Raw genomic sequence first — 12,988 nt, 5'->3', positions numbered from 1 at the left:
AATCCGGCACAATAAATAATTGAAAATAAATCCGAAATCGAAAATTCGATATCCGAAATAAAAAGATATATGTTAAGCAGGGTTGCAGCAAGTTTTTATTGGTTAAGCCGTTATATTGAGCGCAGCGACGGTATGCTGCGGATGCTCAAAATAAACTATGCCTCATCGCAGGATACCGTACAGGAATTTACCTGGGAGCCTGTGATCAGGATATTTGTTGGTCTGCATGAGACCGACGCTGACACCCTGGATAATGATAGCCGGTCGGTTTTAAAATATATGGTTACGGGTAAAAACAACCCAAATTCCATACTGAATATTATTACGCTGGCCCGTGAAAATGCCCGTGGCGTTCAGGAACACATCACCAAGGACTTGTGGCAATGCCTCAACGAGTACTATCATGCTGTAAAAGATCCGCGCATAGAGCGGGCCCTGCAGCGGGAAGACCCTATCGGCGTACTCGATATTTTAATAAAACAGGTAATGCTCTATTACGGCACCGTCGAGATCACGATGGAACGTGGCGAAGGTCGCAGCTTTATGAACATCGGCAAATACCTGGAGCGAGCCATACAATCGGTCGATATCCTGGATACCAAATTCAGCTCGGTAAGTGACAATCCCAACTTGCTCACCGACACCACCTATTGGAAACACCTGTTGCTTTCCCTAGGCGGCTATGAGCTGTACCTGAAAACCTATCGCGAAGGTTTTGAGGCCGAAAACATCCTGGAGCAGGTAGTTTTAAACAACGATTTCCCGCGGTCGGTAATTTATTCGGTAAACAATATCCAGCGCTATTTCGACAGGTTGAAAAACGATACCAATGTGGATACCTACCGGGAAATGTCATTCCAGATAGGACGCTTACAAAGTCGCATCAAGTACAGTTCGGTACGCAGCATCAAACAGGAAGGCCTGCACGGATTTCTCACCCAGATCCGGACTGAATTATACAACGTAGGCAACTCGCTGAATGAGTACTATTTTGCCAATTCATAATTTAATTTGAACGCCATGCCTGAATTTAAAATACAACATATAACCCGTTATACTTACGAAAGCCTGGTACGTGACAGTGCCAATCAGATCATTCTTTTCCCCATAAAAGATGAGTATCAGGATGTAGTAAAACAGGAACTGCATATAACCGGCAACCCGGTTGTTGACACCCATATTGATTATTATGGCAACGAGGTAGGCAGTTTTACTTATAGCGAACAGCATTCCCAGCTAACCATCAACTCCAAGCTGGATGTGATCACCCGCCAACGCCCCCTACCCGTGAACGATATTTTCCCCGAACAGCAGTGGGAAGATCTGAAACGCCTGCAATACATGGTGCCCTACATTGATTTCTTAAAACAGGAGTATTTTGAAGGCCTGCCCGAGCTACAGGTTATTGTAGAACAGGAAAGATCAAAGGACGATACACCTTACCGGATAGCGCTCCGTTTTTGCAATTATGTGTACCAGAATTTTGAATATATCAAGGGTGTTACTACCGTTGAAACCACGCTCGACGAGGTTTGGAAATTAAAGGCTGGTGTTTGCCAGGATTTTGCTCATATTTTAATGGTGATGCTTCGTTCGCTCAAAATACCGGCACGCTACGTGAGTGGTTATATATGTACCCATAGCAGTGCCATGCGTGGTGAGGGCGCCACCCATGCCTGGGCCGAAGCCTATATTCCGGATTATGGCTGGTTAGGCATCGACCCTACCAATAACTGCGTAGCTAATGAAACTCATGTACGCCTGGCTGTTGGTCGTAGTTTCCCGGATTGCTCACCCGTAAAAGGTGTTTACAAAGGCTCATCGGGACATAAACTGGAGGTTTCAGTATCGGTTGATGATGAAAACTCACCTGCTTACTATAATAATGCTATCCATGAAACCGCTCCGCTGCAACCCGTGACGGAATACACCAAAAACAGTTATCAGCGCCATATGGAGATCATTCAACAGCAACAACAACAGCAGCAGTGAATTGATGTGCAGATTTCAGATGTGCAAATATGCAGATGAAAAAGTGAATGAAAATCTTCCAATCATCTGCACATCTAAAATCTGCACATTCGCACATCTTCGGTTTATACTTTCTTAGCAGAGGCTACCAATACCGGGATAGTTGGCACCCTATCATAGGTTTTTGATATCTTACCATTACGGTCATAAATGGCAATAAATGGTGTATTTTTTATCTGGAAGTATTTTTGCACCAGGTAGGTATATCCTTCGGTCCCAATAGTGATATTATGATATTTGGCCAGGTCAAAATCGCGCTGAAAAACCTGTATGGCTTTCAATTGCGTTACAAAAGTGATCAGCACTATCTGCATATTCTGCAGGTTTTTTAACTGCGGTTTCAGGTCATACATCAAATGCTGGCAATGGCCGCAATCTGGCGAAAAATAGATAAGCATCACAGGTTTGTTCTTTTTCAAATTGGCCGGGGTAACGTATACGCTATCAGTAGTCAATATATGATATGGCGGAATGCCCGTATTGGCGCCAAGGGTTTGGGCCTGTGTACAGCCAGCCGCGATAAGCAAACAAAGGAACAGATATATCTTTTTCATTAGATTAATATAGTATTTCATTAAGCATATTTACGATATTTTTAACTTTCCAGCAATTCCAGCTGCCAGGCTATCTGCTCTTCGGTTATAGGGAACAACGCATTTTCGCGTACCGTATGATAAACCGCGTCAAATAAACCATTATAATTACCCTTGTCTGACGCAACCCACTCTACGGTTTTCTGGTTATCAACTCCCATCAGCACCAGTTTGCCTTCGCTGCCCTCGGGTTCAATACCAAAACCATCATCGGTTGGCTTCATGCCGGCATCCAGTTGCGCTTCCTGCACATCTGTACGCAGCTTTACAAAGCTCCCCAGTGTTCCGTGGATCACAAAGCCGGGTAAATGTTCGGCTATCAGCAAACCCGATGTTAAGTATACGTTCAGTTGGTTAGGATATGATAAATGGATATTAAAATAATCATCTACCTGCGAACCTGGGCGGTGCGAGGCTGTTGTTTTTACATAGCTCAGCGGTTTGCCAAATATGCTGATAGCATTATCCACCAGGTGCGCGCCCAAATCGTAGGTAAGCCCATTTCCGGGGGTGTCTTTGGTTTCCTTAAATACTTTAGGTCCAATAGGCATGCGGTACCTGTCCAGCCTGAAATGCACTTCAATTAGTTCACCCAGCCTACCACTTTCAATCACCTTTTTTACCGATATAAAACCACTGTCGTACCGGCGGTTCTGATAGATCATCACCTTCAGATTCAATTTTTTACCCAGGTCGAACAGGGTTTTCACCTCTGCCGATGTCACCGCCGCCGGCTTTTCGATCAGCACATGCTTGCCCGCGTTGAGGGCTTGTATGGCATAGTCAAAGTGTGTATTGTTCGGGGTGTTTACGACTATGAGTTCAATTTCAGCATCGTTCAGCAGCTCACCGGTGGTATTATAGCTGATCACATCAGGATAAACCTTTCCGGCCTTTTTTTCGTGGCGTTCAACAACAGCTTTAAAGGTAAAACCCGGATTAGTGGTTAAAAATGGCGCATGAAATATCCGGCCCGACATGCCGTAGGCCATAAGGCCGGTAACGATTGGTTTTGATGACATAGATAGAATTTATTTAAGCCAAAAGCTCAATGCCGAAGGCCGAAAGCTTTTGCCTGTTTAGTTTTTTAGTCGTATTACAAAAATCAAACAACGTGTATCTCAAAAATACTTTTTAACCCTCAAATTTTAACAAATTTCTGGTCAAAAACGGTGTAAAAAAAGCTCAAAATTCATTCAAAATCATCTATTTTAACACTTTTTAACAAATTTTAACGCGGTTTTAACGTGTTTTAAAAACTTTAAAAAGTATTAGATTATTGATTTTCAATGAACTAAATAAAAAACAGGTTGTTTTTTACCCTTTTTATTCCTTTAACCAAACGGCCCTGCTTACATTTTTCAAAGCAAGCAGGGCCGTGGAGGTGATACACCTAAAGATACGCAATTATTTCGGTTTATTTCCCTATAAAACAGTCAAAATAACCGGTGTAAATCAGAACATTTGAAATGAAACAAATCATCTGCACATCTGTAATTTGCACATCCGCACATCTATTTTTATCTCAATCCTTTTTTAATGGCTTCTATTTCGGCCAGGTGACCTTTTATAATCGGTAGTGTGTTAGTAGCAAAGGCCTTCAGATCGGCATCTTTACAGTTTTTGGCAGCATCTTCAAACATCGCGATGGTTTTTTTATGTCCATCAACCATAGCATCCACAAAGGCCTTGTCAAAATCGGTGGTTGATTTAGCCGAAAGATCTGCCAGCTCTTTTTGCTTGTCTTCGCTTGGCGCGGCAGGCAGGGTGATGTTTTTGATTTTGGCGATAGCGGCTAATTCTTCATTAGCTTTGCTATGGTCCTTTACCATCATTTCGGCAAATGCCTTTACTTTCGGATTAATGGCTTTTTGCACCGCGACTGTGGCTACCGCAACTTCGGCCAGGCCACCATTGGCAGCATCCGTTGCAAATTTAGAATCACCCTGGTCTACCGCGATGCCTGTAGCGCCGCTTGTGGTGGTGTCTTTGGTATGATTGGCACTGTCAGCGCTTTCTTTACTATCTGTTTTGGTACCATTATTACATGCCTGGAACATCCATGCCGATAGCACGAACATCATCATTAAACTTAATCTTTTCATAGTAAGTGAGTGTTTATATTGTTTTTATAGTCAACAATTTTTACTCACATAAGTTTCATTTTCTTATTTGTAAAATAATTTAATACAAATAACACACTACATCTACCACGTCATTGCGAGGTACGAAGCAATCTCTACGTAGGCAGATCGGTTATGAAAATTCGCCCTGTACAGCATAGAGATTGCTTCGTACCTCGCAATGACGCACAGAGAAAGAGGTGTAAAAAAAGGCCATCATGCAAGCATGATGGCCTTTTTAAATCTATAAATAAATCCTTTATTTCAACTTTGCCAAAGCGGCTTTTACGCGTGGGATCAGTTGTTGGATATCTTCCAGGGTGCTGGCGCCTACCGAGGCACGGAACCAGTTTACATCATCGCCTGTACCAAAGGCCGAGAACGGCACCAGGGCTACCTTGGCTTCTTTGATAAGGTAAAAGTTGATATCGGCCGAGTCTTTCAGCACGGTTCCGTCCGGTGTGGTTTTGCCGGCGTAATCAATTTTTAAGGTCAAATAGATGGCTCCCATCGGCTGGATCGAATCTACCTGGAAACCTTCGGCTTTTAATGCCTGGAAACCTTCGTGCAGCGTATTCAGACTGGCCTGAATTTTAGCTTTGATGTCTGTCAGATAAGCATCTACCGCCGCATCATTGGTAATAAAGCTGGCCATAGCCACTTGTTCGGCTTTTGGCGACCATGCCCCCATGTGGCCTACAATAGCTTTCATATTATCGATAACATGTGCCGGACCAAAGCCCCAGCCTACCCTTACACCTGTTGAAGCGAAACATTTGGAAGCGCCATCAATAAATATGGTATAGTCTTTCAGTTCCGGACGCAAAGTAACCGGATCAAAATGCTCGAAGCTGCCAAAGGTCAGCTGCGAATAGATCTGATCATACATCAGGTACAATGGTTTTTCGCCTGCCGGGCGACTTTTATTTTCGGCAATAACCAGGTCGCAAATTTCTTCCAGGTCTTTTTTGCCAAACATGGTACCGGTTGGGTTTAATGGCGAGCATAAAGCCAGCAATGCCGCGCCTTTTAAATGCGGACGGATCTCGTCGGCAGTAGGCATAAAGTTATTTTCGGCAGTAGTTGGTATCATGATGGCTTCGGCGCCTAACAGATCGCTGTAGTGGTTATTGTTCCATGATGGTAAAGGGAATACCACTTTTTCGCCGGGATTAACAACCGCCAGAAAGGTAGAATAGATCAAGGGACGTGAACCGCCAGAGATCAGTATTTCATTGGCCGAATAGTCCAGGTTAAAGCTCTTCTTTAAAAAAGCCGAAACACTCTGGCGCAGGTTCAGCATCCCATCAGCCGGTGGATAATTAGTTTGGTTTTGGTTATACGCCTCCACAATACCAGCCTTCAGTTCGGCCGGGATAGGATAAATATTGGAGTCAAAATCGCCGATGGTTAAATTGGCGATGTTTTGGCCTTGTCTTTTCAATTCGTTTATCTCGCCTGCAATCTTGATGATCTCGGAGCCGCGCAGATTTTGAGCTAATACGGAAATACTCATTGGAAATATGAATTTTATGAGCGGCAAATATACGGGGAAAAGCTGAAAGCGAAAGGCTGAAAGCGGAAAGCCGAAAATAAGCAGAAAGCAGAAAGCTTAAGGCATAAAGCTATAAAAACGACGATTAGACTCACCCGATCTGTGTTAGGTTCTTAAAAGAAGCGTCATTGCGAGCGTAGCGTGGCAATCCCCGATTTACAGAGCGGCTCTGTATAGCATAGAGATTATTAATATTTGATTGTTTTTATCTGTATTAATGAGCTCCTTTCGGTCGGTTGTCTTCGTACCTCGCAATGACGTTATTTTTATATAAAACAAAAAAGCGAAAAGTAACATCCGGAGATCTTACTTTTCGCTTTCAGCTTTGAGCCTTCGGCTTTCAGCTTATAAATACGCTTTTCTTAATTTGATAATGCGCATCCAGTGCATCAGTTTCATCACCGGGTAAACTGGATCTATCTCAAACCATTTGGCGCCAAAGTTGGCCCTGTTTGGGTTTTTGTGGTGATTGTTCTGAAATAATTCGCCCAGCATTAAGAAATCGAAAGGGGTAGTATTTTTTGATTTGTCGCCATTGTCAAAATTCGCATAACCGTATTTATGACCGCACCAGTTTACAATAGCGCCATGAATAGGCCCCATTAAAAAGTGGATCGGGATTAACAGGTACATCCACCATTGTGTGGCAAAAACCACATAAAAAGCGATATACAGGATACCAAATGATATACGTGACACCATGGACGAACCTACGTAGTCAACAAAACGCCACTCGGGGATGTTTCCTTTAAAACGCTCTTCGGGATTTGACAACCTTTTAACGTGCATGCTGTAGCTTTTTGAGGTGTAGATCATCATCTGAAAAACATCCTTAAAAAAGTGTGGTGAATGCGGATCTTTCTCGGTGTCGCTGTAAGCATGGTGCTCGCGGTGCATGATGGCATAAGCTCTTGGATTTAAAAACGAGGAGCCCTGGCAGATATAAGTAAGCAGGTAAAATGTCCCTTCGTAAAACTTGTTAGTAGTGAACATTTTGTGAGAAGCATACCTGTGTAAAAAGAACGTTTGGAAGAATAGCGACAAAAACCAGTGCGCTATAAAGAATATTATGATTACCACTGAATTGAATGAATTAGAATTTGAATGTTATTTATAATCTTTCCAAAGATACGATTAAAACCCAAATAAAGTTTTTACAGTTTCAGAATGATTACTATCTAACGCAAAAAAGGCGGTTGTGTGTTTATCAGGGGAAAGTTTTTTATTGGATGATGGGCATGGCGAAGAAGATCCTTCGCTATCGCTCAGGATGACAAGCTCTTTAATATTATTTGTCATGCTGAACGCAGTGAAGCATCTATTGTACGTCATGCCTGTTGAAGAAGATCCTTCGCTATCGCTCAGGATGACAAGTTGTTTATGATGCATACTCGTCGCAGATTAAATTCCCTCCCCACGGGAGGGGTGCGATGGATTGTGTTGTAGCAGGGAGAGGTTTCTGCGACGATCATCGTGAATAAACCCCTCCCTCCCCCTCCCGTTGGGAGGGAATCGCACTGGGCCGCCACTTTAAATTTTAATATTACTTAAAATGCTTCCAATTCAAATTCCCTGGCCAGCAATTCATATGATTTTAAGCGGTCATCAAAGTTTTCGGTGATGGTTACAGCCATAATTTCATCTACATCATAGTCTTCGGCCAGCCAGGTGAGCTTTTTCTTTATTTCCATGGGGTTACCTGTAATTACGCGATAGCTGTTCTGCCTGATGCGCTCCAGTTCGCTCGGGTCATACACCACATCCTTCACATCAGCATAACTCAGTGGTACAATGGGGCCGCCTTTTTCAAACTGCAAAAAGCGATGGCTCATTACAGCCCTGTGCTGTTTTATTTTTTCTTCATCCTCCGAGCAAAAAACAAATATGGCAACGTTCACTTCCGGCTGCGCCAGATCGCCGGATGGTTGAAAACGTTCGCGGTATAGTTTTACATTGAGCGGACCACCGCTGGGATTTATAAAATGCGCGAAGGAAAAGCCCATGCCAAAGTGCGCGGCAAACAAACCGCTTTGTCCGCTGGAGCTCAGCAGCCATTTATCGGGCACTGTTTTTACCTGCGGAATGGCTCTTATCCTGGCCTGTACGGTACCCGGCTCATAGGTGTCATGAAAATAATTGTTCAGATCGGTCAACTGTTCTACAAAATCATCTTCCCTAAACTGGTTTGATGGATTGAGCACAGACGCGGTAATACGGTCGGTACCCGGCGCGCGGCCCATACCCAAGTCAATACGACCAGGAAAGAGCGCCTCCAGCATCCTGAAGTTTTCGGCAACCTTTAGGGTGCTGTGATTCGGCATCATGATACCACCCGAGCCAATACGCATGCGTTGGGTTTGTGAGGCCAGGTAGGCAATGAGCACCTCGGGTGTTGAGCCGGCCAGGATGCCGGTGTTATGATGCTCGGAAACCCAGTAACGGGTATAGCCCAGCTGTTCGGTATATTTTGCTAATTCGATGGTTTCTTTTACGGCCTGCTCGGCGGTGGCGCCTTTTCTTATCGGCGACTGATCGAGCACGCTTAAACGGATTTTCTTTGTGTCCATAATATGATAAACACAAATGTAATGATAGGGTTGCTGCCCGGGTTTATGAGGGGCTTTTTATGGCATTGGGATTACTTTGTAAGCCCTCTCCTTTGGAGAGGGTTGGGTGAGGCTCTTAATCAATAAAATGATAAAGGAAAACCACATCGCCGGCAAAGGCGGGTTTCTTTTGACCTTCAATTTCCAGTTCGATAGCCATGGTGGTTTTGGTAACCCCGCGCAGGTTGATCAGGTTGGAGAGTTTAACTTTCAGTCGTACTTTATCATTTACCAACACCGGTTGCGCAAAACGCAGGCTCTCGATGCCGTAGTTGATCTCCATTTTAAGGTTACGAATATCGGCCACCTGTTTCCACAGATACGGGATGAGCGACAGGGTTAAATAACCATGGGCAATGGTGGTTTTAAAAGGACTTTCGGTTTTGGCTTTTTCCGGATCGGTATGGATCCACTGGTGATCGAGCGTGGCATCGGCAAATTTATTGATCTGTTCCTGGGTTATGGTATGCCATTCAGACACGCCTAACTCTTTACCTAATTGCGCCTCAAACTCGTTATAATTATTTACAATGATCATCAGTATTCGGTTTATAATTTGTACAGCAAAGTAATTACAATAAATTTAATTACATGAACTAAAATTAAATTCCCCCCAGCCCCCTAAAGGGGAAGCTTTTGATTTGCATATTCAACCTTTCAACAACAAATACGTCATCGCGAGGTACGAAGACAACCGACCGGAGGGAGCTCATTAATACCAATAAAAAACAATCAAAAGATTAATAATCCCTACGCAAGCAGCTTAGTCATTCAAGGTTTAAACAGTTCTATTCGCTCTGTATAGCATAGAGATTGCTTCGTACCTCGCAATGACGCCTGGGTATAAAACAAGGAAAACCCGCCTTTAAAAGGCGGGTTTTCCTTGTTTTGAATAATATTTCTATAAGCCTTTATTAGTTTGGAGCTTACGGTTTCATCATTCCTGTACTTGTTAGTTTGGGCTCCAGGCTAATATAATCCGTCATGATCTGGCCGGCTTCGCGTTTCACAAAGTCAAGGTCTTCGTCTTTTGGTTTAGCCTGTCCTTTTTTAAGGGCTGGCAATCCTAAAGCTACCCTGCGAAGGTTATTGTGTTCAAACGCTTTCTTTTCATCCGCGTCGCGTTGTTTCTTTAATGCCGCCTCGTTCAAGGTTACGCTGTCTTCGGCATCGTGTTTTTTGAAATCGGCAATGTCTTCCAGCATATATTTATAGCTGTCGCTGGTGGTCATACGCTGATCATGCAATTTCTGAAGCTGTGGTAAAACACCGGAAAAGCTGCCTGCTTTGGTAAAGTCGGTTTTAGCGATGATATCAAATGGCATAGCCGAAGGCTCGGTATCTTCACCATATTTATCCAATGGGATTAACGATGGGAATGCAATATCAGGCGTTACACCTTTATGCTGTGTTGAATTACCACTGATGCGGTAAAATTTGGCAATGGTCAGGTTAAGCTGACCGTAAGTGCTTTGGCTTCCTGTTGATATTGCTTTCTTTCCTCCGGCTGCGGCACCTGCCAGTTGGTTAATTTTGTCACGTATCGGCGAACCTAAGACCCTGTCCAGATCAATAGCGCTTTGAACTGATCCTTTACCATAGGTTTGTGTACCCATGATAATACCACGGCCATAATCCTGTATCGCACCGGCAAATATTTCTGATGCCGAAGCACTGAAACGATCAACCAGGATACTCAGCGGACCAGAATAGGCCACCGCCGCGTCATCGTCCTTATCCACCTCTATCTGCCCCTGGGTATCTTTAACCTGTACTACCGGTCCGGTTTTGATAAATAAACCGGTAAGCTCGATCGCCTCCATTAAGGAACCACCACCATTTTCACGCAGGTCAATAACTACACCATCTACATTTTGCTGTTTCAGGGAGTCCAGTATCAGCTTAACATCGTGGGTTGTGCTTTTGTAATTCGGGTTACCTGCTTTATAATCATTAAAGTCGATATAGAAGGCAGGTATTGATATCACCCCTATTTTAACGGCTTTACCATTATTGTTATAGGTGCGTATTTCTTTTTTGGCCGATTGATCTTTTAAGATGATCTTTTCGCGCACCAGTTCAATAACCTTGGGTTTACTGCCGGCACCGGCACCTGCAGGTAATATTTCAAGCCGGACTACAGTACCTTTAGATCCGCGTATGATAGCAATGGCGTTATCAACCCGCCAGCCTATTACATTCTGAAACTCGCCGGTTTTACCTTGTGCAACACCAACTATACGGTCGTTGATATTAACCTGGTGACTTTTATCGGCAGGGCCGCCCGGTACTATTGTTTTAATAGTTACATATTCGTTTTCTGTAAGCAGCGAAGCTCCAATACCCTCTAACTGGCGCGACATTTCGATATTAAAGTTTGCCGCGTTTGATGGGTTAAAGTAATTGGTGTGCGGGTCGATAGCCTCGGTAAAGGCATCCATAAAATACTGGAAAACATCCTGGTTGGATAGTTTATTGGCTTGCGTCAACAAATTCTGGTAACGTTTTTTAAGCGTTTCTTTGTTTTTAGCCATATCATTACTGGCTAATTTGAGATTCAGCAGGTCGTATTTTACACGTTGTGCCCACATGGCATCCATTTCGGCTTGAGTAGCAGGCCATGGCAACTTATCGCGGTCATAAACAAAGGTTTCATCTTTGTTAAAATCAAAATTGGTATTGATCTGTGCCAGGGAATAGTTTACATGTTCCAGGTATCTTTTTTGAAACACATTGAATATATAAAACGCGTCATTCAAATTTCCACTCTTCAGATCGTCATCCAAAACAGTTTTATATTTTTCAAACTCTTTGATATCAGATGCCAAAAAATAACTGTGGTTTTCGTCCAGCAGTTTTATGTACCGGTCAAAAACTACGTTCGAAATAGAATCATTCAGATCAACCTTTTTATAGTTGTGGTTTAAAATCAATGAGGTAATCTGCTTACAAACAACACTTTGTTGTTCATCAGGTTGCAGATCAGTTGAGCCGGGGACTTTTATTGGTTTTGACGGCGACGCCTTACAAGCAAGTGCGGCAGCCAGTAGCAATACTAAATATACTTTCTTAAACATATCTTTTACTGTAGTTAAATCGGGGTTCGTGTAAAACATCAATACTTGTGCCTTTTTATTAATTTGCTAAATGTAAATAAAAAGAGACAGTTGAAATACTGTCTCTTAATTACAATAACAATTATACGATAATGTTTTGCTTGTAGTATATAACTACCAGCATTTTACGCTAATGTTACATAAAAATTTTACTTTATAGCTGCTTTGGAGTCAGTATCAGCGGTTTCCGCATAGCGGATCTCGGTTTTTAAACGGGTCTTATTCTCTTCCAAATAACGCATTTGTTTATCAACCGCGGCCACATCCATGGTAAGGCCCAATGAATTGGCAATGGTACGAGCCTCGATCAGATCCTGTTTAGCCTGCGGGAAATCGCCATAGCCGGTTTTTACCGCGGCCAGGTTAATAAGGTTGGTGATGGTATGCCTATTATCATTTTGCTGGCGCGATATCTGCAGGCTTTGCAGCAAATACCATTTAGCTTCCGATAACCTATTCTGTTTCAAATACATCTGAGCCAGATCACTAAAATTATAGCTGGCCGAATTATACACCCGGAAACGCATATTATGCTGGGCCGTTTTCATCACCGATGCTTCCATCAGGAAAAGGGCATATGGTGTGCGCTCTATTTGAGCATACATGATCTTAGGTTTCGCTACTTGTGCAACGGGCAGTCTTTTAATGGAATGATCTTTCAAAAGCGCGATCTGCGGATAGCGTTCATGCTTTCTGAAAGGGTTGTACTTATACCATTGTGCAGACGCAGAAAGGCTAAGTGAACATAAGAATACAAGTAAAATGATTCTCATTTAATCTTTTTAACTGGGTTTAATTTAAATTAATCAGTAAACAAATATAATAATATAAATATTATTATATGCAATACCCTGTATGTGGGTAGTTTACACAGATAGTTCCTTTAACGCAGTAATCCTACCTAATGTTATAATTAATTATTTTAATTTTTATTCAAAACCGCTACATCATCATTTGAAGCATG

At 42.9% G+C, this 12,988-nt stretch carries 12 protein-coding genes; 2 read left to right on the top strand and 10 right to left on the bottom strand.

Translation table 11 applies throughout. The annotated features are described in order from the left end of the window. Window positions 1-69: 69 nt before the first annotated feature. Window positions 70-1,005 (top strand): alpha-E domain-containing protein, encoded by a 936-nt coding sequence (locus tag AC57BQ_RS24495; protein ID WP_090472688.1) that lies wholly within the window; start codon window positions 70-72, stop codon window positions 1,003-1,005. A 15-nt stretch (window positions 1,006-1,020) separates the two neighbouring features. Further along, window positions 1,021-1,992, top strand: coding sequence for a transglutaminase family protein (locus AC57BQ_RS24490; protein ID WP_496408750.1), 972 nt, complete (start codon window positions 1,021-1,023; stop codon window positions 1,990-1,992). Between the two features lie 104 nt (window positions 1,993-2,096). Here the strand turns inward: AC57BQ_RS24490 and AC57BQ_RS24485 are convergent, their stop codons facing one another. The 10 genes from AC57BQ_RS24485 to AC57BQ_RS24440 form a co-directional block, all read right to left on the bottom strand. Beyond that, window positions 2,097-2,585 carry a TlpA family protein disulfide reductase gene (locus tag AC57BQ_RS24485; RefSeq protein WP_496408749.1) on the bottom strand — a complete coding sequence of 163 codons (489 nt, stop codon included), beginning with the start codon at window positions 2,583-2,585 and terminating at the stop codon, window positions 2,097-2,099. A gap of 41 nt (window positions 2,586-2,626) precedes the next feature. Then, entirely contained in the window at window positions 2,627-3,646 is a 1,020-nt protein-coding gene (locus AC57BQ_RS24480; RefSeq protein WP_496408748.1) for a Gfo/Idh/MocA family protein, read from the bottom strand. 498 nt (window positions 3,647-4,144) lie between these two features. After that, a complete protein-coding gene (locus AC57BQ_RS24475; protein ID WP_496408747.1) occupies window positions 4,145-4,729 on the bottom strand; it encodes a DUF4142 domain-containing protein in 585 nt (194 codons plus the stop codon). 277 nt (window positions 4,730-5,006) lie between these two features. Next, window positions 5,007-6,263 (bottom strand): pyridoxal phosphate-dependent aminotransferase, encoded by a 1,257-nt coding sequence (locus tag AC57BQ_RS24470; RefSeq protein WP_496408746.1) that lies wholly within the window; start codon window positions 6,261-6,263, stop codon window positions 5,007-5,009. Window positions 6,264-6,647: 384 nt separating this feature from the next. Further along, window positions 6,648-7,382, bottom strand: a complete 735-nt coding sequence (locus tag AC57BQ_RS24465) for an acyl-CoA desaturase (RefSeq protein ID WP_496408745.1) — start codon at window positions 7,380-7,382, stop codon at window positions 6,648-6,650. A 54-nt stretch (window positions 7,383-7,436) separates the two neighbouring features. Next, on the bottom strand, window positions 7,437-7,691 hold the full coding sequence (locus AC57BQ_RS24460; protein WP_496408744.1) for a hypothetical protein: 255 nt from the start codon (window positions 7,689-7,691) through the stop codon (window positions 7,437-7,439). A 158-nt stretch (window positions 7,692-7,849) separates the two neighbouring features. Beyond that, entirely contained in the window at window positions 7,850-8,869 is a 1,020-nt protein-coding gene (locus AC57BQ_RS24455; protein WP_496408743.1) for an LLM class flavin-dependent oxidoreductase, read from the bottom strand. A 115-nt stretch (window positions 8,870-8,984) separates the two neighbouring features. Next, on the bottom strand, window positions 8,985-9,446 hold the full coding sequence (locus AC57BQ_RS24450) for a MaoC family dehydratase (protein ID WP_090472680.1): 462 nt from the start codon (window positions 9,444-9,446) through the stop codon (window positions 8,985-8,987). 388 nt (window positions 9,447-9,834) lie between these two features. After that, the gene (locus AC57BQ_RS24445) at window positions 9,835-11,985 is read right to left on the bottom strand and encodes a carboxy terminal-processing peptidase (protein ID WP_496408742.1); all 2,151 of its coding nucleotides are present in this window, start codon (window positions 11,983-11,985) and stop codon (window positions 9,835-9,837) included. 188 nt (window positions 11,986-12,173) lie between these two features. Then, window positions 12,174-12,797 carry a tetratricopeptide repeat protein gene (locus AC57BQ_RS24440; protein ID WP_496408741.1) on the bottom strand — a complete coding sequence of 208 codons (624 nt, stop codon included), beginning with the start codon at window positions 12,795-12,797 and terminating at the stop codon, window positions 12,174-12,176. Window positions 12,798-12,988 lie beyond the last annotated feature (191 nt).

The organism is Mucilaginibacter sp. BGA-UO-ETr-C110, assembly GCF_059567985.1.
This window is presented reverse-complemented; position numbering and strand designations above follow the sequence as displayed.

Coding starts and splice junctions, on each gene's coding strand:
- AC57BQ_RS24495 (WP_090472688.1), top strand. CDS start 70: ATGTTAAGCAGGGTTGCAGCAAGTTTTTATTGGTTAAGCCGTTATATT.
- AC57BQ_RS24490 (WP_496408750.1), top strand. CDS start 1,021: ATGCCTGAATTTAAAATACAACATATAACCCGTTATACTTACGAAAGC.
- AC57BQ_RS24485 (WP_496408749.1), bottom strand. CDS start 2,585: ATGAAAAAGATATATCTGTTCCTTTGTTTGCTTATCGCGGCTGGCTGT.
- AC57BQ_RS24480 (WP_496408748.1), bottom strand. CDS start 3,646: ATGTCATCAAAACCAATCGTTACCGGCCTTATGGCCTACGGCATGTCG.
- AC57BQ_RS24475 (WP_496408747.1), bottom strand. CDS start 4,729: ATGAAAAGATTAAGTTTAATGATGATGTTCGTGCTATCGGCATGGATG.
- AC57BQ_RS24470 (WP_496408746.1), bottom strand. CDS start 6,263: ATGAGTATTTCCGTATTAGCTCAAAATCTGCGCGGCTCCGAGATCATC.
- AC57BQ_RS24460 (WP_496408744.1), bottom strand. CDS start 7,691: ATGCATCATAAACAACTTGTCATCCTGAGCGATAGCGAAGGATCTTCT.
- AC57BQ_RS24455 (WP_496408743.1), bottom strand. CDS start 8,869: ATGGACACAAAGAAAATCCGTTTAAGCGTGCTCGATCAGTCGCCGATA.
- AC57BQ_RS24450 (WP_090472680.1), bottom strand. CDS start 9,446: ATGATCATTGTAAATAATTATAACGAGTTTGAGGCGCAATTAGGTAAA.
- AC57BQ_RS24445 (WP_496408742.1), bottom strand. CDS start 11,985: ATGTTTAAGAAAGTATATTTAGTATTGCTACTGGCTGCCGCACTTGCT.
- AC57BQ_RS24440 (WP_496408741.1), bottom strand. CDS start 12,797: ATGAGAATCATTTTACTTGTATTCTTATGTTCACTTAGCCTTTCTGCG.